Origin of the sequence: Methylobacterium segetis (assembly GCF_004348265.1) — a bacterium.
Taxonomy (GTDB): Bacteria; Pseudomonadota; Alphaproteobacteria; order Rhizobiales; family Beijerinckiaceae; genus Methylobacterium; species Methylobacterium segetis.
Map to the genome: position 1 here is coordinate 1 of NZ_SMNT01000039.1, position 19,993 is coordinate 19,993.

29 protein-coding genes are annotated in these 19,993 nt (G+C 72.2%); 16 read left to right on the plus strand and 13 right to left on the minus strand.

All coding sequences use genetic code 11. The features are described 5' to 3' along the window. From E1J50_RS11870 to E1J50_RS11885, 4 genes are all read left to right on the plus strand, one after another. On the plus strand, nucleotides 1-255 hold a 255-nt coding region (locus E1J50_RS11870; protein ID WP_483466573.1), incomplete at its 5' end, for a beta-barrel domain-containing protein. Between the two features lie 168 nt (nucleotides 256-423). After that, nucleotides 424-549 carry a type B 50S ribosomal protein L36 gene (gene ykgO, locus E1J50_RS11875; protein ID WP_003601867.1) on the plus strand — a complete coding sequence of 42 codons (126 nt, stop codon included), beginning with the start codon at nucleotides 424-426 and terminating at the stop codon, nucleotides 547-549. Between the two features lie 114 nt (nucleotides 550-663). Further along, complete coding sequence (locus E1J50_RS11880; protein WP_132253802.1) at nucleotides 664-1,281, plus strand: tetratricopeptide repeat protein; 618 nt, start codon at nucleotides 664-666, stop codon at nucleotides 1,279-1,281. After that, a complete protein-coding gene (locus E1J50_RS11885; RefSeq protein WP_132253804.1) occupies nucleotides 1,281-2,288 on the plus strand; it encodes an alpha/beta hydrolase in 1,008 nt (335 codons plus the stop codon). The genes E1J50_RS11880 and E1J50_RS11885 overlap by 1 nt, the downstream gene beginning before the upstream one ends. Before the next feature lie 45 nt (nucleotides 2,289-2,333). Here E1J50_RS11885 and pyk read toward each other — a convergent pair whose 3' ends face one another. Further along, nucleotides 2,334-3,773, minus strand: coding sequence for a pyruvate kinase (gene pyk, locus E1J50_RS11890; RefSeq protein ID WP_132253806.1), 1,440 nt, complete (start codon nucleotides 3,771-3,773; stop codon nucleotides 2,334-2,336). 121 nt (nucleotides 3,774-3,894) lie between these two features. Continuing rightward, nucleotides 3,895-4,614, minus strand: coding sequence for a winged helix-turn-helix transcriptional regulator (locus tag E1J50_RS11895; protein WP_132253808.1), 720 nt, complete (start codon nucleotides 4,612-4,614; stop codon nucleotides 3,895-3,897). A 74-nt stretch (nucleotides 4,615-4,688) separates the two neighbouring features. On the opposite strand from E1J50_RS11895, the gene E1J50_RS11900 reads away from it, so the two are divergent. After that, nucleotides 4,689-5,126, plus strand: coding sequence for a VOC family protein (locus tag E1J50_RS11900; RefSeq protein WP_132253811.1), 438 nt, complete (start codon nucleotides 4,689-4,691; stop codon nucleotides 5,124-5,126). A gap of 68 nt (nucleotides 5,127-5,194) precedes the next feature. Further along, nucleotides 5,195-5,965, plus strand: a complete 771-nt coding sequence (locus E1J50_RS11905) for a VOC family protein (protein ID WP_132253814.1) — start codon at nucleotides 5,195-5,197, stop codon at nucleotides 5,963-5,965. A 6-nt stretch (nucleotides 5,966-5,971) separates the two neighbouring features. Here E1J50_RS11905 and E1J50_RS11910 read toward each other — a convergent pair whose 3' ends face one another. After that, a complete protein-coding gene (locus E1J50_RS11910; RefSeq protein WP_132253817.1) occupies nucleotides 5,972-6,451 on the minus strand; it encodes a DUF1036 domain-containing protein in 480 nt (159 codons plus the stop codon). Continuing rightward, on the minus strand, nucleotides 6,417-7,748 hold the full coding sequence (locus E1J50_RS11915) for a glycerate kinase type-2 family protein (protein WP_132253820.1): 1,332 nt from the start codon (nucleotides 7,746-7,748) through the stop codon (nucleotides 6,417-6,419). The genes E1J50_RS11910 and E1J50_RS11915 overlap by 35 nt, the downstream gene beginning before the upstream one ends. A 170-nt stretch (nucleotides 7,749-7,918) precedes the next feature. Between E1J50_RS11915 and E1J50_RS11920 the strand changes: the two genes are divergently transcribed. The 3 genes from E1J50_RS11920 (at nucleotide 7,919) to E1J50_RS11930 (ending at nucleotide 9,406) form a co-directional block, all read left to right on the plus strand. Continuing rightward, the gene (locus E1J50_RS11920; RefSeq protein WP_132253822.1) at nucleotides 7,919-8,671 is read left to right on the plus strand and encodes an N-formylglutamate amidohydrolase; all 753 of its coding nucleotides are present in this window, start codon (nucleotides 7,919-7,921) and stop codon (nucleotides 8,669-8,671) included. A 57-nt stretch (nucleotides 8,672-8,728) separates the two neighbouring features. Continuing rightward, the gene (locus E1J50_RS11925; protein ID WP_132253824.1) at nucleotides 8,729-9,037 is read left to right on the plus strand and encodes a DUF1244 domain-containing protein; all 309 of its coding nucleotides are present in this window, start codon (nucleotides 8,729-8,731) and stop codon (nucleotides 9,035-9,037) included. Nucleotides 9,038-9,139: 102 nt separating this feature from the next. Then, entirely contained in the window at nucleotides 9,140-9,406 is a 267-nt protein-coding gene (locus tag E1J50_RS11930; protein ID WP_109895687.1) for a DUF2312 domain-containing protein, read from the plus strand. A 10-nt stretch (nucleotides 9,407-9,416) separates the two neighbouring features. Here the strand turns inward: E1J50_RS11930 and E1J50_RS11935 are convergent, their stop codons facing one another. Next, complete coding sequence (locus E1J50_RS11935; protein WP_132253903.1) at nucleotides 9,417-9,896, minus strand: MarR family winged helix-turn-helix transcriptional regulator; 480 nt, start codon at nucleotides 9,894-9,896, stop codon at nucleotides 9,417-9,419. A gap of 266 nt (nucleotides 9,897-10,162) precedes the next feature. Here E1J50_RS11935 and E1J50_RS11940 point away from each other — a divergent pair, with 266 nt between their 5' ends. Then, a complete protein-coding gene (locus tag E1J50_RS11940) occupies nucleotides 10,163-10,942 on the plus strand; it encodes a DUF1499 domain-containing protein (RefSeq protein WP_132253826.1) in 780 nt (259 codons plus the stop codon). A 49-nt stretch (nucleotides 10,943-10,991) separates the two neighbouring features. Here the strand turns inward: E1J50_RS11940 and E1J50_RS11945 are convergent, their stop codons facing one another. The 3 genes from E1J50_RS11945 to E1J50_RS27260 form a co-directional block, all read right to left on the minus strand. Beyond that, nucleotides 10,992-11,930 carry an MBL fold metallo-hydrolase gene (locus E1J50_RS11945; protein WP_132253829.1) on the minus strand — a complete coding sequence of 313 codons (939 nt, stop codon included), beginning with the start codon at nucleotides 11,928-11,930 and terminating at the stop codon, nucleotides 10,992-10,994. A 91-nt stretch (nucleotides 11,931-12,021) separates the two neighbouring features. Continuing rightward, nucleotides 12,022-13,014 (minus strand): DUF2865 domain-containing protein, encoded by a 993-nt coding sequence (locus tag E1J50_RS11950; RefSeq protein WP_132253831.1) that lies wholly within the window; start codon nucleotides 13,012-13,014, stop codon nucleotides 12,022-12,024. Nucleotides 13,015-13,315: 301 nt separating this feature from the next. Then, nucleotides 13,316-13,480 carry a hypothetical protein gene (locus E1J50_RS27260; protein WP_165937842.1) on the minus strand — a complete coding sequence of 55 codons (165 nt, stop codon included), beginning with the start codon at nucleotides 13,478-13,480 and terminating at the stop codon, nucleotides 13,316-13,318. A 321-nt stretch (nucleotides 13,481-13,801) separates the two neighbouring features. Here E1J50_RS27260 and E1J50_RS11955 point away from each other — a divergent pair, with 321 nt between their 5' ends. Continuing rightward, nucleotides 13,802-13,978 (plus strand): DUF1328 domain-containing protein, encoded by a 177-nt coding sequence (locus E1J50_RS11955; RefSeq protein ID WP_003599466.1) that lies wholly within the window; start codon nucleotides 13,802-13,804, stop codon nucleotides 13,976-13,978. 108 nt (nucleotides 13,979-14,086) lie between these two features. Here E1J50_RS11955 and E1J50_RS11960 read toward each other — a convergent pair whose 3' ends face one another. Beyond that, nucleotides 14,087-14,392, minus strand: a complete 306-nt coding sequence (locus E1J50_RS11960; protein ID WP_132253833.1) for a NepR family anti-sigma factor — start codon at nucleotides 14,390-14,392, stop codon at nucleotides 14,087-14,089. A gap of 113 nt (nucleotides 14,393-14,505) precedes the next feature. On the opposite strand from E1J50_RS11960, the gene E1J50_RS11965 reads away from it, so the two are divergent. Both E1J50_RS11965 and E1J50_RS11970 read left to right on the plus strand, forming a co-directional pair. Next, the gene (locus E1J50_RS11965) at nucleotides 14,506-15,306 is read left to right on the plus strand and encodes a response regulator (protein ID WP_132253835.1); all 801 of its coding nucleotides are present in this window, start codon (nucleotides 14,506-14,508) and stop codon (nucleotides 15,304-15,306) included. A 491-nt stretch (nucleotides 15,307-15,797) separates the two neighbouring features. Beyond that, nucleotides 15,798-16,151 (plus strand): hypothetical protein, encoded by a 354-nt coding sequence (locus tag E1J50_RS11970; RefSeq protein ID WP_245516544.1) that lies wholly within the window; start codon nucleotides 15,798-15,800, stop codon nucleotides 16,149-16,151. Nucleotides 16,152-16,337: 186 nt separating this feature from the next. On the opposite strand, the gene E1J50_RS11975 is transcribed toward E1J50_RS11970, so the two are convergent. Continuing rightward, on the minus strand, nucleotides 16,338-16,532 hold the full coding sequence (locus E1J50_RS11975) for a con-10 family general stress protein (protein WP_109895673.1): 195 nt from the start codon (nucleotides 16,530-16,532) through the stop codon (nucleotides 16,338-16,340). Nucleotides 16,533-16,820: 288 nt separating this feature from the next. On the opposite strand from E1J50_RS11975, the gene E1J50_RS28430 reads away from it, so the two are divergent. Next, complete coding sequence (locus tag E1J50_RS28430) at nucleotides 16,821-16,952, plus strand: hypothetical protein (RefSeq protein ID WP_342635906.1); 132 nt, start codon at nucleotides 16,821-16,823, stop codon at nucleotides 16,950-16,952. 9 nt (nucleotides 16,953-16,961) lie between these two features. Here E1J50_RS28430 and E1J50_RS11985 read toward each other — a convergent pair whose 3' ends face one another. After that, nucleotides 16,962-17,669: an SCO family protein gene (locus E1J50_RS11985; RefSeq protein WP_132253841.1), complete on the minus strand. Its 708-nt coding sequence runs from the start codon at nucleotides 17,667-17,669 to the stop codon at nucleotides 16,962-16,964. Between the two features lie 208 nt (nucleotides 17,670-17,877). Between E1J50_RS11985 and E1J50_RS11990 the strand changes: the two genes are divergently transcribed. Continuing rightward, on the plus strand, nucleotides 17,878-18,321 hold the full coding sequence (locus tag E1J50_RS11990; protein ID WP_132253843.1) for a cyclic nucleotide-binding domain-containing protein: 444 nt from the start codon (nucleotides 17,878-17,880) through the stop codon (nucleotides 18,319-18,321). Between the two features lie 2 nt (nucleotides 18,322-18,323). Here E1J50_RS11990 and E1J50_RS11995 read toward each other — a convergent pair whose 3' ends face one another. Further along, nucleotides 18,324-18,572 carry a hypothetical protein gene (locus E1J50_RS11995; protein ID WP_245516545.1) on the minus strand — a complete coding sequence of 83 codons (249 nt, stop codon included), beginning with the start codon at nucleotides 18,570-18,572 and terminating at the stop codon, nucleotides 18,324-18,326. A gap of 108 nt (nucleotides 18,573-18,680) precedes the next feature. Continuing rightward, entirely contained in the window at nucleotides 18,681-19,124 is a 444-nt protein-coding gene (locus E1J50_RS12000; RefSeq protein WP_132253847.1) for a VOC family protein, read from the minus strand. A gap of 218 nt (nucleotides 19,125-19,342) precedes the next feature. Between E1J50_RS12000 and E1J50_RS12005 the strand changes: the two genes are divergently transcribed. Then, nucleotides 19,343-19,981, plus strand: coding sequence for a L,D-transpeptidase (locus tag E1J50_RS12005; RefSeq protein WP_132253849.1), 639 nt, complete (start codon nucleotides 19,343-19,345; stop codon nucleotides 19,979-19,981). The last annotated feature ends 12 nt before the right edge of the window (nucleotides 19,982-19,993 follow it).

Sequence of the window (19,993 nt, forward strand, 5' to 3'; positions counted from 1 at the left end):
CAGCGGGTGACGCCGGAGATCGACGGGGTGGTGAGCCGGGTCTCGGCGGACGTGACGAGCGACCCGAAGACGGGGATGAGCTACTACGTGGCGCGCATCCAGGTGCCCGAGGAGCAGACGGCGCGTCTGAACGGGGCCAAGCTGGTGCCGGGCATGCCGGTGGAGAGCTTCATGCAGCTCGGCGAGCGCTCCGTGCTCTCCTACCTCACCAAGCCCCTCACCGACCAGATCGCCAAAGCCTGGAGAGAACGATAGACGCGGGCGGGACGCGCCGATCCGTCTTGCCTCCCGGGGGCGAATCCTGATAAGGCAGCCGCCTTTCCGCGATGCGTCCGCTGCCATCGCCGGGGATGCCGAGAGGCGCTCCCGTTCCCGAGACTTGAACCGACAGGCGGCCGGGACCTCCGCGCCGAGAGAGAACCGATGAAGATTCGCAACTCGCTGAAGTCGCTCCGCGGCCGGCATCGTGACAACCAGCTCGTGCGCCGCAAGGGCCGGGTCTACGTGATCAACAAGACCCAGAAGCGCTTCAAGGCGCGCCAGGGCTGAGACCCTCCGCGGCCCGCGGGCTTCCCGCCCGCGGGCGCCGCATTCCGCGCGGCCGGAGCCCGCGCGGCAAGCGAGCGCGTTGACGCGCGCGCGCGGGGCGCACAAGCTCTCCCGATGCTGCGCCTCCTCCCCCTCGCCCTGGCAGCCCTCCTGGCCGCCGCGCATCCCGCCGCCGCGGCCCCGCCCGGCACGCTGTCCCGCGAGCCGCAGGCCGAGGACCGCGACAAGCCGGAGACGGCCAAGCCCAAGCCGCCCGCGAGCCTCGACGAGTTGTTCGCGCGCCTGCGCGACTCCGAGGACGATGCGGAGGCGCGCGGGATCTCCAAGCTGATCGAGCGGCGCCTCGACCGGTCGGGCAGCGCCACCGCCGACCTCCTCACCGAGCGCGCCCGCCAAGCCATGGCGAGCCAGGATTTCCCCCTCGCCGTCGAGCTGATGGACCGGGTGCTGACGCTCGAGCCCGGCTGGTCCGAGGGCTGGAGCCGGCGGGCCAGCGTGTTCTGGCACCTCTCCGACAAGGCCGCCGCGATCGCCGACCTGCAGCGCGCCCTCGTGCTGGAGCCGCGCCATTTCGAGGCCTGGGCGACGCTCGGCCGGCTCTACCTCTCCATGGACGACAAGGCGCGGGCGCTCGGCGCCTTCCGCCGCGCCGCCGCCCTCTATCCGCGCATGGACAAGGTCCAGAGCTCGATTGAGCGGCTCGCCCCCGAGGTCGATGGCCGCGACCTCTGATGGGCGTCGCGCAGGCGCTCGCCGGGCTCGCCGGCCTCGTCGCGGCCCTGATCGGCGGCGTTCTCGGCCTCGGCGCCCTGGCCAGCCTCCTGATCACGCTTCGTGCCGAGGCGGAGTTTCCGCCGGCCGGCCGCTTCGTCCCCGTGGCGGGCGGCCGCCTCGCCGCGATCGAGGCCGGCCCCCGCGAGGGCGCGCGCGGCACCGTGATCCTGCTCCACGGCGCCTCGGCGAACGGCGCCGAGCCGATGGAGGGGGTGGGCCGCCTCCTCGCCGCCCAGGGCTTCCGGGTGATCGCCTTCGACCGGCCGGGCTTCGGCTGGAGCGACCGCCTCGCCGCCGCCACGCCCGCCGCGCAGGGAGCCGTCATCGCCGAGGCCCTGGAGGGGATGGGGATCGGCCCCGCCATCGTGCTCGGCCATTCCTGGTCCGGCGCGCTCGCGGCGAGCCTCGCCCTCGACCATCCGGAGCGGGTGGCGGGCCTCGCCCTGGTCTCGCCGGTGGCCCTGCCATTCCCGCAGCGCCCGGATCCTCCCTGGTACTGGCGGCTCGCCCTGAAGCCTCCCGTGGCGTGGCTCCTCAGCCGCACCCTGGCTCCGCCGGTGGCGATGACCTACCTGGAACGCGCGGCGAGATCCGTGTTCGCGCCGCAGGCGGTGAGCGACGATTATCTGACCCGGGCGCGCGCCGCCCTGGTCCTGCGGCCGGGTACGCTGCTCGCCAACGTGCAGGACCTGACCGGGCTGCCCGCCGCTCTGGCGGCGCAGGGCCCGCGCTACGGCGACATCCGGGTGCCGACCGTGATCGTGGCGGGCGAGGCGGATCCGATCGTGCGCACCGAGTTCCAGGCGCGCCCACTCGCGCAGCGCATCCCCGGCGCGGAGCTCGTGGTGCTGCCGGGCATCGGCCACATGGTGCATTACGTTGCCGCCGAGGCCCTGGCGCGGGAGGTCGGCCGGCTCGCGGAGCGGATCGGCGAGCGCAGGCCGCTGCCGGCGGCGGCCCCGTGACGTCAGGTGGCCGGCCTCTCCCGACCGGGAGAGGCGAGGCGTCGCTCACGCCCGGGCGGCGTGCTCGCGAGTGACGAAGGCGATGCGCACGAGGTTCGTGGCGCCCGGCGTGCCGAAGGGGACGCCCGCCACCACGATGACCCGGTCGCCAACCTCGGCGAAGCGCTCGCGCACGGCGAATTTCGCGGCCCGGAAGGCCATGTCGTCGACGTCGCTCGCGTCGTTCGTGACGATCGGGTGCGTGCCCCAGGCCATGGCGAGGCGGCGCGCGGTCTCCCGCTTCGGCGTGAGCGCGATCACGGTCGCGTTGGGGCGGGAGCGGGCGAGCCGCAGGGCGGTCGAGCCCGAATGGGTCCAGGCCATGATCGCGTTGAGGCCGAGGGAGCCGACCATCTGGTGAGCCGCGGCCGCGATCGCGTCCGAGGCGGTGGCCTCCGGGGCGGAGCGCTGCTGGGCCGTCAGGATGTCCCAGTAGAGCGCGTCCCGCTCCACCTGCTCAGCGATGCGGCTCATGGTCGAGATCGCCTCGACCGGGAAGGCGCCGGAGGCGCTCTCGGCCGAGAGCATCACGGCGTCGGCGCCCTCGTAGACCGCGGTCGCCACGTCCGAGACCTCGGCGCGGGTCGGCACCGGGGCCGTGATCATCGATTCGAGCATCTGCGTCGCGACCACGACGGGCTTGCCGAGGCGCCGCGCGCCGCGGGTGATGCGCTTCTGCACGCCGGGCACCTGCTCGAGGGGCATCTCGACGCCGAGATCGCCGCGGGCGACCATCAGGCCGTCGGAGACCTCCATGATCTCGTCGAGGCGGGTCAGCGCCTGCGGCTTCTCGATCTTGGCCATCACCAGGGCGCGGCCGGCGGCCAGCGCCTTCACCTCGGCCATGTCCTCGGGGCGCTGCACGAAGGAGACGGCGATCCAGTCGGCGCCGGCATTGAGCCCGGCCTCGAGGTCCAACCGGTCCTTGTCGGTCATGGCGGGGACCGGGATCACGGTGTGGGGCAGCGAGACGCCCTTGCGGTTCGAGATGCGGCCGCCGACCTCGACGCGGGTCACGGCGCGGCCCGGCCCCACCTCGGTGACGGTCAGGCGCAGCTTGCCGTCGTCGATGATGACCGAATGGCCGGGCTCCAGCGCCGAGAGGATCTCGGGATGGGGCAGGTAGACGCGCTCGGCGTTGCCCGGCGTCTGGTCGCTGTCGAGGACGAAGCTCGCCCCGTTCGCGATCATGGCGCTGCCCTCGGCGAAGGCGCCGAGGCGCAGCTTCGGGCCCTGCAGGTCGACGAGGATCGCGATCGGGCGCTTGGCCTCGCGCTCGATGGCGCGGATCACCTCGATCTTCTCCGGCAGCGTCTCGCGCGGCAGGTGGCTCATGTTGAGCCGGAACACGTCAGCGCCCGCGTGGAAGAGCTTCGTGATCATCTCCGGCGTGTCGGAGGCCGGTCCGAGCGTGGCGACGATCTTCGTGCGGCGTGAGCGTTTCAATCCGGCCTCCATCAAGGCAGCGCAAGCCCGGCGGTGCGTCGTGTCCGGCCGGTTGAGGGCGAGCGGCCACAAGCACCGGCCGGGCCGCCGCGTCAAGCGGCCGGGGCCGGCAATCGCCGTTTCACGGGGGAGGCGCGCGCCGCTCCGGGGCCGAGGCTTCGGACGTCGCCTTCGGAGGCAGGGGAAAGAGGGTGACGAAGCGCTCCGCGAGCGCCCGGTCGCCCTCGAGGCTCAACGCGCCGGCGAGCGCCTCGAAGGACTGGCCGCCGTAGATCGCCGCGGCGATGACCGGGGCGGGGCCGGAAAAGACGAGGTCCGCCCCCTCGAGCGGCCCACGCTCCACCGTGATCGCCCCGTCCGCGACGCGGGCGAGGTAGGTTTCCGCGCCGATGCGGAAGCCGATCCGGGCCGACAGCCCCGCCGCCCGCGCCGGGTCGAGCATGGTGCGCAGCGACAGGAACAGCGAGGTGGCGCTGAAGGGCAGGCTCGGGTCGTGGAGCGGCGAGCGCGCCGCCCAGCGGCCGAGGGCCTGGAAGATCGGCTCGCTCTCGGAACCCCAGGGCGTCAGCGCGTAGACTTGGCTACCGGCCGGCGGCGGCAGCCTGAGGCGCACGAGGATCCCCACCGCCTCCAACCCTTCGAGGCGCTGCGTCAGCACGTTGGCGCTGATCCCGGGGAGATCCGCGCGCAGGTCGCTGAACCGCTTCGGGCCGAGCATCAACTCCCGCATGACGAGGAGCGCCCAGCGCTCGCCGACGAGATCGAGGGCGTGCGCGGCCGCACAGGCATCCTCGTAGCGCCGGGACGTTCTCGAACCCTCAGTCACTTTTTCTAACTTCATAGTTGCAATTTATAACTTAATCGGGCATCAGGGTCAAACTTGGCCGTGAGGGCCGGGCGAGGAAGGAAAGTCCGATGCCGCAGATGATCTTCGTGAACCTGCCCGTGCGCGACGTGGCGAAGTCCACGGCCTTCTACGAGGCGGTGGGCGCCACCAAGAACCCGGCCTTCTCGAACGACGACGCGTCCTGCATGGTGTTCTCGGATGTCATCCACGCGATGCTCCTGAGCCATGCCTTCTTCGGCACCTTCACGACGAAGACGATTCCAGACGCGCGCGAGACCTGTCAGGTGCTGATCTGCATCTCGCAGGAGAGCCGCGAGGCGGTCGACGCGATGGTGGCGAGGGCCGCGGCCGCGGGCGGGCGCGCGGATCCCGGCCCGACGCAGGATTACGGCTTCATGTACGGCCGCAGCTTCGAGGATCCCGACGGGCACGTCTGGGAGATCAGCTGGATGGATCCCGTGGCGGCGGCGCAGGGTCCGGAGGCCTACGCCGCGGCGAACGGCTGAGGCGGCATCGAAGGGTCGCGGCGAATCGGGCACGATCGGCCGCCCACTGACGAGAGAGGGAGACCGGCATGTCCGAGCGCGCCAACAGCTTCGTCTGGTACCAGCTCATGACGACCGACACGGGTGGGGCGGAAGCCTTCTACCGCGCGGTCGTGGGATGGGAGGCGCAAGCCTGGGAGGGCGAGGGCGGCCCCTACACGGTGCTCAGCGCGGATGGGCGCCCGGTCGCCGGGATCGCGCCCCTGCCCGACGAGGTGAAGGCGCAGGGCGGCCATCCGGGCTGGAGCGGCTTCGTCGGCGTCGCCGACGTCGAGGCGATGGCGGAGCGGGTGGCCGCGGCCGGGGGCGGCGTGCGCAAGGGCCCCGAGGACCTGCCGGGCGTCGGCCGGTTCGCCGTCGTCACCGATCCGCAGGGCGCGTTCTTCGTCCTGTTCCAGCCGAGCGGGCCCGCCATGGCGGAGGCCCCTGCCGGCACGCCCGGCCATGTCGGCTGGCACGAGCTCTTCGTGACGGACTGGGTTGCCGCCTTCGACTTCTACGCCGGCCTGTTCGGCTGGACGAAGGACCGGGCCGTCGAGCTCGGGCCGATGGGGACCTACCAGACCTTCGCGGCGAACGGGCGCGCGATCGGCGGCATGATGAACCGGCCGCCGAGCCTGCCGGTCTCGGCCTGGGGCTACTATGTCACGGTGCCGGAGATCGATGCCGCCGCCGCCCGCGTCACGGAGCACGGCGGCAAGGTGCTGATGGGTCCGCACGAGGTTCCGGGCGGCTCCTACATCGTGCAGTGCATGGACCCGCAGGGCGCCTTCTTCTCCCTCGTCGCCGCGCGGCGGTGAGGGGGTTCAGGGCGAGGGCGCGGCCGGCTGGTTCGGGTCGGTGAGCTGGATCGTCCAGCTCTTCTGCTCGCCGGTATCGACCTCGAAGAAGCCGTTGCGGTCGTAGCCGCGGGCGAGGCAATCCTCGACCCCGCGGATCGTGAACTCGGCATCCTTGGTGCACATCAGCGAGCGCCCGCTCCACTCGCCGCCGCGCGTGTAATCCACCGCGAAGACGTAGTAGAAACGGGCCGCGAGCGCCCCCTTGAGGAGCGTCTCGCAGGCCTTCGGCGTCAGGTCCCACCACCCTTCCGTGACCCAGCCCTGCGGGTCCCGGTAGCCGAGCGCGACGCCGACCTTGCTCGCCGTCAGGTTGCACATGCGCAGGTCCGCCCGCGCGGGCCCAGCGCCGAGAAGGCAGAGGCCGGCCGCGAGGACGAGACCGAGCGCGAGGCGGGGCGAGCGCACGCGCTCAGCCGACGAGGATGATGCGGCAATCGTTGACATTGGTGCGGGTGGGGCCGGGCTGAACGAGGTCGCCGATCGTCGCGAAGAAGCGCGTCGAGTCGTTGTCGGCGAGCATCGCGGCCGGATCGAGGCCGGCGGCACGGGCGCGCTCCAGCGTCGTCGGGTCGACGAGGCCGCCCGCCGGGTCGGTCGCCTCGCCGCGGCCGCCATCGGTGCCGTCCGTGTCGGCCGCGATGCCGGCGATGCCGGCTTCGCCCTCGAGCGCGATGGCGAGCGCCAGCGCGTATTCCTGGTTCGGACCGCCATGGCCCTCGCCGCGGATCGTGACGGTGAGTTCGCCGCCGGAGATCAGCGCTACCTTGCGGCCTTGCGCCTTCGCCTCGCGGGCGAGGCGCGCGTGCTCGGCCGCCACCTCGCGGGCTTCGCCCTCGAGATCGGGGCCCAGCATGACGGGCTCGTAGCCCGCCTTCCCGGCGGCCGCGGCGGCCGCTTCGAGCGCGTCGATCGGCCGGGCGATGATGCGGTACTCGGCGCGGGCGAAGGCCGGGTCGCCCGCTTTTGGGGTCTCGTTGTTCGGGTCGTCGAGGAGCGCCCTGGCGGCCTCGGGCAGGGGGATGCCGCGGCGCTCGCAGATGGCGCGGGCCTCCGCCAGCGTCGAGGGGTCGGGCACGGTCGGCCCCGAGGCGATCACGGCCGGGTCGTCGAAGGGCACGTCGGAGATGGCGAGCGTCAGGATGCGCGCGGCGTTGCGGGCGGCGAGCGCGAGGCGCCCGCCCTTGATGCGCGAGATGTGCTTGCGCACCGTGTTGATCTCGTTGATCGGCGCGCCCGAGCGCAGGAGGGCGCGGGTGATGGCCTGCTTCTCGGTGAGCGTCAGGTCGCCGGCCGGCGCGATCCAGTTCGCCGAGCCGCCGCCGGAGAGGAGCACCAGCACCTCGTCGTCGGGGCCGGCCTCCGAGGCGATGCGCAGGGCTTCCTTCGTGGCCTCGATGCCGGCGGCATCCGGCACCGGGTGACCGGCCTCGACCATGCGGATGAGCGGCGCCTCCTCCCCATAGCCGTGGCGGGCCACCGCGAGGCCGCTGATGCGGTCGGCCCCGAGCCCGTGCTCCTCCCGGTAGAACCGGCTCGCCACCGCGGCCATGCTGCCGCCCGCCTTGCCGGCGCCGAGGATGATCAGGCGGCCCTTGGGCGGGGGCGGCAGGTGGGGCAGGAGGCAGCGCGCCGGGTGGGCAGCGGCGATCGCCTCGGTGAGGAATCCGTTGAGCAGGCTGCGCAGGTCGGTCGCGCCGGTCTCGTTCGGCGTCCCGGTCGGGGCGGGCGTGGTGGCACTCATGCGGGCGTCCTCGCGCGTCGTGTCGTCTTCTTCTCGTGCGTCCTCGCCCTCGCGCCCGCGTCAGCGAGGGGAGGGCGACGGGCCTCATGTTGCCGTGAGCGCACGATCCTTGATACGTGCTCTGCCCGAGCCTCGACCCGTCGGCAAGCTGGAAACGAACCGGATCCCCCATGCCCGTCCCGCATCCGCCCCACCCCGTCGAGACGGTGCCCGGCGATCCGGCCTGCGGTCTGCTCCTGATCTGCGACCACGCCTCGAACTTCGTGCCGGAGGACATCGTCCTCGGTGTGGCCGAGGCGGAGTTCGGCCGTCACATCGCCTACGACATCGGCGCGGCCGGCGTGACGCGGGCGCTCGCCCGGCATCTCGGCGCCCCCGCGATCCTCACCCGCTTCTCGCGCCTCATCATCGACCCGAACCGGGGCCGGGCCGACCCGACCCTGGTGATGCGGCTCTCGGACGGAGCGGTGGTCCCGGGCAATGCCCGCATCGACGAGGCGGGCAAGGCGGAGCGCGTCGCCCGCTTCTACGAACCCTTCGACCGGGCGATCGACGCGGGCGTCGCGGCGGGCGAGGCGGCGGGCGCCCTGCCGGCCATCGTCACGATCCACAGCTTCACCCCCTACTGGCGCGGGGTGGCGCGGCCCTGGCAGGTCGGCATCCTCTACGACCGGGACGACCGCCTGAGCGCGCCTCTCATCGCCGGCCTCAGGGCCGACCCGGCCGGGCTCACGGTCGGGGACAACGAGCCCTATGGCGGGGGCCTGCCCGGCGACACGATCGACCGGCACGCCACCGCCCGCGGCCTGCCGAACGCGCTCGTCGAGATCCGCCAGGACCTGATCGCGGGCGAGGGCGGCCAGGCGGAATGGGCCGAGCGCTTCGCCAAGCTGCTCGGCCCGATCCTCCGCCACGGCGCTTGACGCGGGCGCCCGCGCCGCCGACCTGAGCGGACACGCCCCATCCAGGAGCAGACCACGATGCCCGAGATCGACCCGAAGACCCAGACGGAGCTGGAGGCCGCCGTGTTCCGGCGCCTCGTCTCGCACCTGCGCAACCGCCCGGACGTGCAGAACATCGAGCTGATGAATCTGGCGGGGTTCTGCCGCAACTGCCTCTCGAACTGGCTGAAGGACGCCGCCGACGAGCGCGGCCTGCCGCTGACCAAGGACGAGAGCCGCGAGCAGGTCTACGGCATGCCCTACGAGGCCTGGAAGGCCCAGCACCAGGCGGAGGCGACCCCCGAGCAGCAGGCCGCCTTCGCCGGGCGGCAGGCCGAGCCGCACTGAGCCCGGCGGGCCCGGCTCGGCTAATCTCCCGGTAAGGTTGCTCGCCTACCACCCCGCGTGAGGCGCCGCGCGCGGCGCGCAGATGGAAGGACTTTCGGAGACATGGCAGCCTCAGCAAGCCCGGCGGTCGACCCCTCCTCGGTCGCCGCCGACCAGCTCAAGAGCTTCATCGAGCGCATCGAGCGCCTGGAGGAGGAGAAGGCGGGCCTCGCCGGCGACATCAAGGACGTCTACGCCGAGGCGAAGGGCACCGGCTTCGACACCAAGGCACTGCGCAAGATCATCTCGCTGCGCAAGAAGGACCATGCCGAGCGCCAGGAGGAGGAGGCGATCCTCGAACTCTACATGCAGGCCCTGGGCATGGCGTAGCCGCGCCCGCTCAGGTCCGGGCGGCCTCGTCCGCACGCACGAGGTCCCGCCATTGCAGCACCAGCCGCTCGAAGGCGGCGACATCCTCGGGCGCGAGGCGGCCCAGCGTGCGCGCCACGTAGGCCTCCTGCGCCGCGATGCCCCGCGAGGCGAGGCCCGTGCCCGCCGGGGTGAGGTGGAGCGCGTGGGAGCGCCGGTCGCCGGGAATCGCGCGGCGCTCGACGAGGCCCGCCTCGACCAAGCGGTCGATCAGCCCCGAGACGTTGCCCTTCGTGACGTAGAGGCGCGCGGCCAGTTCCTGCTGCGTCAGGCCCTCGCGCTCGGTCAGGGTCGAGAGCACGTCGAATTGCGGGATCGAGAGCCCGATCTCGCGCAGTTCCGCCCCGACGGCGGCCGAGACCCGCCGGTTCAGGCGGATGAACCGGAACCAGACCCGGAGCGGATCGACCGGATCCGGCTCGTGAGCCGGGGCTTGGCCCGGACTTTCCATGGCTGTGACACGCGACATCGTGGCCTGCCTATAGCAGACCCGCGGCCGGCGGGCAGCGGGGCTCCCCGAGACAACTGTGGGAGGTTGCGCGCCGGCCTCATCCGCTGTCGGCAGCGGGCTTCCGGAGGCCGCTCTTCCCCGACCGGTACGTGTTCTGGTTGCGGTCCGCGCCGCGGGTAGCGCGGCGGCCGGGCGAGTTGTAGAGCTTGGGTCCCGCCGCGTGCCCCCTCCCGCCTCAGCCAGCCTCGGACAGCGAACCCGCCACCATGCGCCGCCTGCTCATCGAGGAACCCGTCACGCGTGCCGGCGGCCTGTCGCGGCAGGTGGCGTGGCTGGCGCTCCTCGTCACGGGGATCGCGCTCCTGCTCGTCCGCGATCCGCGGGCGGAGACCGGCCCGGCGCTCGCGACCCTCGGCAGCGGGCTCGCCCTCGCCCTCGTCTCGGTGCTGCTCGCGGCCTACGCCTTCCTGCGGGTCTGGCGCGAGGGCGCGCGCGGGCTCGGCGCGGCCTTCGGCGGCCTGTTCCTGGCGCTGCTCGTCCTCGCCTACCCCGCCTACGGGGCCCTGCGCGGCCTGCGCCTGCCGGCGATCAACGACGTCACCACCGACATCGAGAACCCGCCCGCCTTCTCGCGCTCGCGAACCGCCTTTGCCGCCCGCGACGGCCGCTACCCGCCCGATCCCGGGCCGGCCGCGCGCGAGCGGCAGCGCGGCGCCTACCCGCAGATCGCGCCGCTGACCCTCGACATCGACGCGGACCAAGCCTTCGAGCTGGCGCGGAAGGCGGCGATCAACCGGCGCTGGCAGATCGTCGAGGCGATTCGCCCCGGCGGGCGGATCGGCAACGGGCGGATCGAGGCGATCTCGCGCAGCCTCGTCCTGAACCTGCCGGACGACGTCACCGTCCGCGTGCATCCCCGGGCGGACGGGGCGCGGATCGACGTGCGTTCGGCCTCGCGCCTCGCGGGCCGGGATTTCGGCGTCAACGCCGACCGGATCCGGGCCTATCTCGACGAGGTCGCCAACCTCGCCATCGCGGTGAAGTGAGGGTTCGCACGCGATCCGGCTCCTCCGGGGTGCCGGATCGCGCCGCCGATCAGATCCCGGCCCCGGCCCGGTAGCGGCCGTCGAGGCGGGCAGGCCCGTCCGTGAGGACGAGGCCGCGCTCCACCAGATCCTCGAGATGGGCGAAGACGGAGAGGGCCGCGGCCCCCAGCAGCGCCGGGTTGAGCCCCTGATAGATCGCCTCGACGATCCCGCGGATGTCGGCCTCGCCCGCCGCGATGCGGGCGCGGATCGCGGTCTCCCGCTGGCGGCGATGGGCGGCGAGACCCCGAACGAAGCGGCGCGGATCGCGCACCGGGCCGCCATGGCCGGGCCAGTAGACCGTCTCGGACCGCTCCCGCAGCTTGTCGAGGGAGTCCAGGTAGGCGCGCATCGAGCCGTCCGGGGGCGCGACGATGCTCGTCGACCACGCCATCACGTGGTCGCCCGAGAACAGCGCCTCCTCCTCCGGCAGGGCGAAGGCGAGGTGGTTCATGGTGTGGCCGGGCGTCTCCACGGCGGCGAGCGTCCAGCCGGGTCCGGAGACCGTCTCGCCCTCGCGCAGTTCGCGGTCCGGCCTGTGCAGCCTGTCGGCGCTGGCGTCGAGCATCGGCAACTCGCCCTCGGCGAGCGAGCGCGCCGCCCGGTGCGGCCCGCACCCGACGATCGGCGCGCCCGTGCGCGCGGCCAGGAGGCGCGCGCCCGGCGAGTGGTCGCGGTGGGTGTGCGTCACCACGATCGCCTCGACGCTCTCGCCCGCGAGGTCGGCGAGGAGCGCCTCCACGTGGCCCGCATCCTCGGGCCCCGGATCGATCACCGCGACGCGGCCGCGCCCGACCACGTAGGTGCAGGTGCCGCTCGCGGTGAACGGGCCGCCATTCGGGGCGATGCGGCGGCGAACGAGCGGCGTCAGCGCCTCGATCGTCCCCGGCGCGGGCGTAGCACCGTCGAAAGCCGGCTCGGCCTCCGGCCCGCCATTCGTCTCACCCATCGATCGGAACTCGGGTCTCGGCCTCGGGCGGCGTGCCCGGACATCCGCGCGGGCCTACGACATCGCGCCGCCGCGGACAACGGAGCGCCGCTCAGCGGGCGTAGGGCGAGGGCTCGACCACGCGCACCGGGCCGAAGCCGCCTGACGCCCCCTCGGCGCGCAGAGCGCCCCGGAAGCCGTCGCCGATCGCGGCGACGCGGACGATGGTCCCCCGGTCGGCCGCGCGCATCGCCTTCCGGAAGGCGCGGATCTCCGCCTCCCGGCGCAGGACGCCGACCCTGTCCTCGATCGTCCGGGTCCGGGCGGCGGACAGGCCCCGCGCCCGGCGGAAATCGACGAGTTCGAGGGCGCCCGAGCGGGCCGGGCTCACCACGCCCACCGTCGTGCGCATCGCGACCACGTCGCCCCGGCGCAGGGTGCGGTCCTGCGCGATCGGGAAGAGGGGGCCGCCGCCCGCGGGCTGGCAGGAGCAATCCGCGACGCGGCGCTGGCGATAGACGTTCGCGAAGACCGCCCCGAGATAGGGCTGTCCCTTGAGGCTCACCGCGCGGTCGAGGTCGTTCTCGCCGCGGGACAGCGTGTAGAGGCTCGTCGCGGCATTCGGGCAGGCGGCGGCGCAGGCCGCCTCGTGCACCGGCAGGTCCTGGCGCGAGGCGAGATTGCCGAGGGGGAAGAGATAGCCGTCGCAGGCACGCACGCAGACCGTGCGCGTCCCCGCGAGCGCCGAGGCGGCGATCCGGTCCGCGCGGGGCGTGGCGCGGCGTCCGTGCACGCTCCGCCCGCGCAGGTCGGCGAGGCGCCGCCCCTGCTGGACCCAGCGCTCGCGCGGGAGGCGATGCGCCTCGGGCAGGGTGGCGTAGCGCAGCGGCCGGGAGGCGGGCAGGGCGACGCGCTGCGTCGGCTGGGGGCGGAAGAGGTCCTCGAAGAAGCCGAAGATCCCGTTGCGCTCGGAGGCCCGCACGAGGCTGGCGCTGATGACCACGGCTCCCATGCCCAGGATGAGGCCGGCCAGAGCCGTCCCGAGCATCTGCCGAGGCGTGCCGCCGGAGACGAGGAACCGGACCAACCGCACCCTCATCGTCATGGATCTCTCCCCGGACGCCGCCGAATCGTCCGGCCAAGCTCGCGCGGAGCCTATTAAGCGGGGCGACCGCCGCGCGACAATTGCGGAAGACCGCGCAGACTCCGCGACGATTGGTCGATCCTCGACGGAACAGCAGCCCGGGCGGGCGCAAGACTGCGCGCAACACTACGGATGTCCACCCCGCAACCGGACCTCGGAGACTGAGCGAGGGCGCGAGACACGGGGATCGCGCGCACGAAAAAGCCGCCCGGAGGCGGCTTCGAGAGGATCGACGAGCCCGGAGGCCGCTGGGAGAGGGCGCTCAGCGGCGGTGGGCCGGGTGGCGACGCACGCGGACGGGCACCGGCTGCGGAGCGGGGGAGGGAATCACGCCACCGAGCAATCTCTCCACGCCCTTGAGCGCGGCATCGGCCGCCGCGGTGGCGGCCTCGGTGAAACGCTTGGCGGCGGTGGCGAAATCTCTCATCGCGGAGCTCACATTCAGGGCTCGTTTCCGGGGACCGTCTACGAACGCGAAGCTGGCCGGCCCTGTTCCGGGCCGCAGCACGCGGTCGTGCGGTGCGACACTCAAGATGAGAACCGAACGCGCCCGGCGGGAGGGCCGGAGGCGATGCGCCGCAGCCCTCCGTGATCAGGCTGGGGCGAGGCCCAGGCACGCGGGCCGCCGGCAAGAGATCACCCCCGCGAGCACTCGGGGGCGCGCAGAGGAACGGATTCGAAAACTTGGCGTTATTGCCTTCAGAAGGTGACGGCTCAGCCCGCACCACGCTTGAGAAGGAACACGCAAATGCTCGGATGGGCCGTAACGTTTCTTGTCGTGGCGCTCGTGGCCGCGCTCCTCGGCTTCGGCGGCATTGCCGGCACGGCGATGGAAGCCGCCAAGCTCGTCTTCTTCGTCGCCATCGTGCTGTTCGCGATCTCGGCGGTGATCGGCCTGATGCGGGGTCGTTCGCCCACCCTGTAACCTCGGTGACCCAGCGCAGCCTGCAGTGAGCGGCCGCGCGAAAGGCCGCCTCGCCGATCAAGGCGGGGCGGCCTTCTAATTCGAGGGCGGCTTGGCGCGAGAAGCGCCTCAGGCCTTGTCGGGCTCGGAGGCGTCGAGACGCGCGATCAGATCGCGGAAGCGGTCGGGCACGGGCTGCTGAATCACGGCGTCGTACATTGCCCGCAGATGATTGCCGATGCGCCGCTGCGTCTGCTCGCTCAGACCGGCTCCCGAATCCTGACGTCTGGAATCAGAGGCGCTTCCGCCACGCGCCTTCTCTCCGCCGCCCCGCTCCGGACGGTCCCCGGCACCACCATCATCGTTCATCCACAGGTCCCCTTGACGCCGCAGAGCGGCGCCGCCGCGATTGTTTTGCGGCTTGACATACGTCATGGCTGCTGCAGCAACGCCGTGACACACAATCGGTTCCGCCCACCCGGAACGGAGTCGGACCGTCCGCGTTGGGGCGGAGGCTAGCAGAAGAACGGCAAGGCCCAGGGGATCTTATGTCGACATCGCAACTCGTCGTGCAGCACCTGCCCTATCTGCGCCGCTACGCGCGCGCGCTCACGGGCAGCCAGGTCGCTGGCGATGCCTACGTGGCGGCCACGCTGGAAACGCTGGTGAACGAGCCCGAGACGCTCGGCCGGAGCTCCAACGTCAAGGCCGACCTGTTCCGCGTCTTCACCCGGATCTGGAACTCGCTGTCGGTGAATGGCCAGAGCGAGCAGGTCCAGCACGATCTGCCCGCCGAGGTTCGGCTCGGCCAGATCACGCCGCTGCCCCGCCAAGCCTTCCTGCTCTCCTGCCTCGAGGGCTTCTCCGAGGAGGATGCCGCGATCATCCTCGACGTCGACGTCTCGGAAGTGCGCGACCTCGTGGACGAGGCGGGCCGCGAGCTCGCCGCCGACATGGCAACCGAGATCCTGATCATCGAGGACGAGCCGCTGATCGCCATGGACCTCGAGGCCCTCGTCGAGGGTCTCGGCCACAACGTGATCGGCGTCGCCCGCACGCGCACCGAGGCGATCAAGCTCGCCGGCGACAAGCGGCCCGGCCTGATCCTCGCCGATATCCAGCTCGCCGACGGCTCGTCGGGTCTCGACGCGGTCAACGACCTCCTGAAGACCTTCGAGGTTCCGGTGATCTTCATCACCGCCTACCCGGAGCGGTTCCTCACCGGCGAGCGCCCGGAGCCGGCCTTCCTGATCGCCAAGCCGTTCCAGCCGGCCAACGTCTCGGCGGTGATCAGCCAAGCGCTCTTCTTCCAGCAAAGCGCCCGCCGCCGGGAAGCCCGCACCGCCTGACCCAGCGTCGATCGGGACCACCGACAGCAGCCCCGGCCCGCAAGGCCGGGGCTTTCGTTTGCGCGCTCTCTCCTGCGTCGGCCCGGGCGCCGGGGCCAAGTCCGCAAGAGTAGGCGAGCGCGCAAGAAAAAACGGGCCGGAGGGATCCGACCCGTTCGAAGGTTCCGGCCAATGCACAAGGGGAATGCGGGGAGGACCAGGTGGCCGGGTGTCATGCTAACGGCCAGGGAGCGGCCAGGTTCCGGACGCATCCCATTTTTCCGGTGGTCTGCGGCATTTCCGCCACAAGGATGCCTGTGGAAGACGGTGGACGGGGCCTGCGGCGCAGCGGGTCTGATCGGCCGAATACTCACTCTGAGCTAGACGATCGCAATTAAGGAACCGGTTACCCCCAGCACGCGTTGTCCCGACATCCTGTCAAGCTCCCATCGGAGATCCCGACGATGCTTCGGTCCGGCTTCATTCTCGGCGTGAGTGGTCCGGCTGTCGTCTTGACCCTGCTCGTCCACCCGATGGTGCGGCACAAGGCCGACACGTGGAGCACGGTCCCCACGGCTCAGGCGCAACCCGTCGCCGCCTCGGAGTCGAGCGCGATCGTCCTGCCCGCGCCCCTGCCGGGCATGCGCCCGGTCTCCACGGCGCTGAGCCCGATCCGCTTCGCGACGGCGCCCCGCCCCGCGGGCCAGAGCCCGACCGGCCCCGCCGTCTCGCAGCAGCAGGGAACCGAGATGGGCGAGCAGGCACCGATCCGCCCCCGTCGCATGCGCGACGGCTGCGAAGGCGCGCTGAGCTCTCTCGTGGGCCCGGAGGCGCGGCGGATGGTCCCGGGCCGCTGCATCGCCTAGGCGAGCGGGCCGCCCCCAGGACGCAGCCAACTCAGACTCATGCGGGGGGTCAGGCCGTCGGCACCCGATCTAGAGGAACGAAAAACCCCTCGCCGGTGACGAGGGGTTTTTCGTTTTGGTGCTCGCCGGGATGGCAGCGAGGGTGAGGCCGCGCCCGAGAGGGCGGGCGCCACCCCCGCGGAAGTCCTACTCCGCGCCCCCGCGGCCCGTGCCGGTCGACTGGCCGCCCTTGCGGCCGGCGGACGACGCGAGTTCCCGGTCCTGCGAGAACGAGCGCTTCTCGGCGGGCACGCTGCGCCCGCCCTTGCTCGCGATCTCGCGCTGGCGTTCGAGGTCCATCGAGGCGAAACCTCGCTTCGAAGTCGAATTTCCAGTTGCCATCAGCGCCTCCTCAGGCTTTGCCTCACACGAGGGTCAACCTTCACCAGTAACCGATGGTTCCTCTGCTCGATCGTCGCCCCGTGAGCGGCAACCCCGAACCTTCCGATGCGTTGTGCGGGCAGAACCGCGCGGCCCAAATATTCGCCCCCTGCAGCACTGGGTCATTTTGGGTCAGTCACGGCCGCGCAGAGATGAAGGCATGACATGACAAATCGCGAGATGGCGAAGGGCGCAGCCTCGGCAGATCCCGCCGCGGCACCGCGACCGAACGAGCACCCGCTCCCGCCCATGCCCGCCCCCGAAGACAGCAGCACGCCGACGACCCGCGAGGAGCCGGTCGACTCGCCCCAGCCCAATGCCAGCGCCAAGCGGGCCCCTCCGACCCCGACCCATCCGGGCCTCGCGACGGACCGGACCTGACGCCCGGCTTCAGGCCCCGCGACGCCGCCTCATCCGGGAGAGGATCAGGATTCCGCCCGCGATGGCGACGAACGTGGCGAGCGCGGCGGCCACCAAGAGGCGGCGGACCAGCGGCGTGTAGAGGCCGGTCGCCGCATCGAACCCGTAGCAGAGCAGGGTGAACCGGTCGGCGAGCGTGCCGACCCGCCCTTCCCCCGCCTCGACGATTGCGAGGCGGAGGTCGCGCCCGTTCATCGCCAGCGGCGAGAGGACCCGCGCCAAGCGCCCGTCGGGCGCGAGGAGCAGGGACGCGGCGGGGTGGGCGATCGCGTCCGCCCCAGGGTCCCGGATGAAGCCGTAGCCGAGGGCGCCCGTCAGCCGCTCGATCGTGGCCTGATCGCCGACGAGCGCGCGCACGCCCTCGCCGAGAGCCGCACCGGCGCCGTCCCTGTCGAGGAGGGCGCGGGCGGCGGGCGGCCCGTCCCGCGGATCGAGCCCGACGAGGATCAGCGATATGTCGATGCCGGGCCGCAGGCCGGTGGCCCGCAGCGCCGCCGCCGACAGCGACACCATCGGGTCGCAGACGTTGCCGCAGGTATAGTCGACCGGAAGGAGCAGGGCAGGGCGCCCACCGAGCGCGGCGCCAAGGCCGATCGGGCGCTCTTCGCGCGCCTCCGTGAAGACGAGGTCCGGGGGAACGCGCGCACCGGGCGGCGGGGCGACGGCGACGCTCGCCATCTCGGCCCGGGTGAGGCGCGCCTCGGCAGCCGGAGCCAGGCCGCAGGCGAGGGCGATGAGGAGGGCGCGAAGGCGCCTGTGGCGAGGCCGGGCGCGTTCTGACGCGACGGGGGCCTCTGGACAAGGGGCGCGCAACCCGCATGGATACGGGCCCTCTTCGATCTCGTGAGACGGACGGTTCGGCCTTGGCGCGTCACGGAGCAGCATCATGACCCTCGACGCCGAGGTCCTGTCCCTCAGGCAGGTGCCGCTGTTCCGCGAGGTGGAGCCGGCACGCCTGAAGCTCCTCGCCTTCACGAGCGAGCGCGTGCATTTCGAACCGGGCCAGCGCTTCTTCGCACAGGGCGACATCGCCGACGCGGCCTACCTGATCCTCGAGGGCAGCGCGGCGGTGTCGATCGAGGGCGCGCAGGGGCCGTTCCGGCTGGCGCTCCTTACCGAGAACGCCCTCGTCGGCGAGATGGGCATCCTCGCCGACCAGCCGCGTTCTGCCACCGTCACGGCCGAGACCGCGACGACGGCGCTCCGCGTCGACCGCGGCGTCTTCCTCGAACTGCTCGGGCAGTTCCCGCAGATCAGCATCGCCGTGATGCGGGAACTCGCCCTGCGCCTGGAGCAGACCAACCCGGCCCTGGCCCAGAGCCGGGGCTGAGATCAGCGGTACTTCCAGCCCCACTCGCCGTAGATCGGGTAGCCCCGGCGATAGGCCTCGTACTCGGCGCCCCGGTCGTTCGGGCGGTAGCCGTTGCGGTAGGCGTAGGGGCTCGGCTCGATGTAGCTCGGGTTCTGCAGCTGCTGGCGGAGGTAGCCGTCGCCCTCGCCCGAGGAACCGCCGCCGCGCGCCTGGGCGGCGCCCGCGGCAAGGGTCAGGGTGGCTGCGGCCACCAGGATCGTCCGGATCATCGTCGTCTCCGATTTCATCTGGTCGGACAACGATATGGGGACGGCGACGGTTGCTGGCCAGGATGGCCGGCGGGGCGCGAAATGCGCCCCCTCACGCGCTCGTGTAGGTCACACGCTCGTGTAGGTGATGAACTCCATCAGGGAGCCGTCCGGGTCGCGGAAATAGACGCTCGTCCCCTCGCCGGCCGCGCCGTTGCGGGTGACGGGTCCGAGCTCGACCGGAACGCCCTGGGCGGCGAGATGCGCCATCGCCGAATCGATGCTGCCCGACCACCGGAAGCAGAGGTCGCTGTTGCCCGGCATCACCGGCTTCTCGGCCCGCGGCTCGCCGATCTGCCCGGGCCCGTGGACGTTCAGCTGCACGCCTCCGAAGCGGTAGGCGAAGCCGCGCCCGACCGGGATCACCTCGGCACCGAGGACGTCGCGGTAGAAGGCGGTCGAACGGTCCCAGTCCGAGACGTGGATGACGCAATGGTCGAGGTGGATCGCAGGGCGGAGCGCTTCGTCGGGACCGGTCCCGGCGTCGATCGGCAGGGTCTGCGTGTCGGCCATCGGACGCCCCGTCTCGCTGTCCTCGATGACCGGGAGATAGGGCGGCCGGCGCGGGGCTGCGAGCGGTTCGGTACCCTCGCATACGGTCGATCCCGAAACCGTGAGCGCCGCGGGCGGGCAAGGCCATTGGCCACGCGATGCGGCGCAAAAGTCACATCGGATCCGGGCCGGAGGGGTTAGCAAGGGCCGGATCGAGACGAAACCAGCATGGGGGGCGCATGAACCGCCGCATCCTGATCGCCGCGATGTTGATCGCGCCGCTCGCAGCCTGCAACAGCCGCGGGCCCGTCAACATGGCGGCCGAGGACGATTCGGCCTGGTACATCGGGTCGATGCCCGACAAGCCCTACGACGTGCCGCTTGTCGACAAGTCGCGGCTGGACCCGAAATACCGGCGGCAGATCGTGCGCTACGGCGGCCCGGAGAAGCCCGGCACCATCGTGGTCGACATCGACAACCGCCAGCTCGCCCTGGTGCAGGAAGATGGCACCGCCGTGCAGTACGGAGTCGGCGTGGGCAAGCTCGGCTTCTCCTGGAAGGGCGAGGCGCGGGTCGGCCGCAAGGGCGTCTGGCCGGATTGGAGCCCGACCACCACGATGGTCTCGCTCAACCCCGACCTGCCGCGCACCCGCAAGGGCGGCCTCGACAATCCGCTCGGCGCGCGCGCCCTCTACCTCTACCAGGGCAACCGGGACATCCTGTTCCGCATCCACGGCACCAACGAGCCCTGGAGCATCGGCGAGCAGCTCTCCTCGGGCTGCGTGCGCATGCTCAACGAGGACATCGTCGACCTCTACGAGCGGGTGCCCGTCGGCACGACGGTACTCGTCAAGCGCAACGGCAAGTACCGGGTCTGAGCGGCGGGCGCT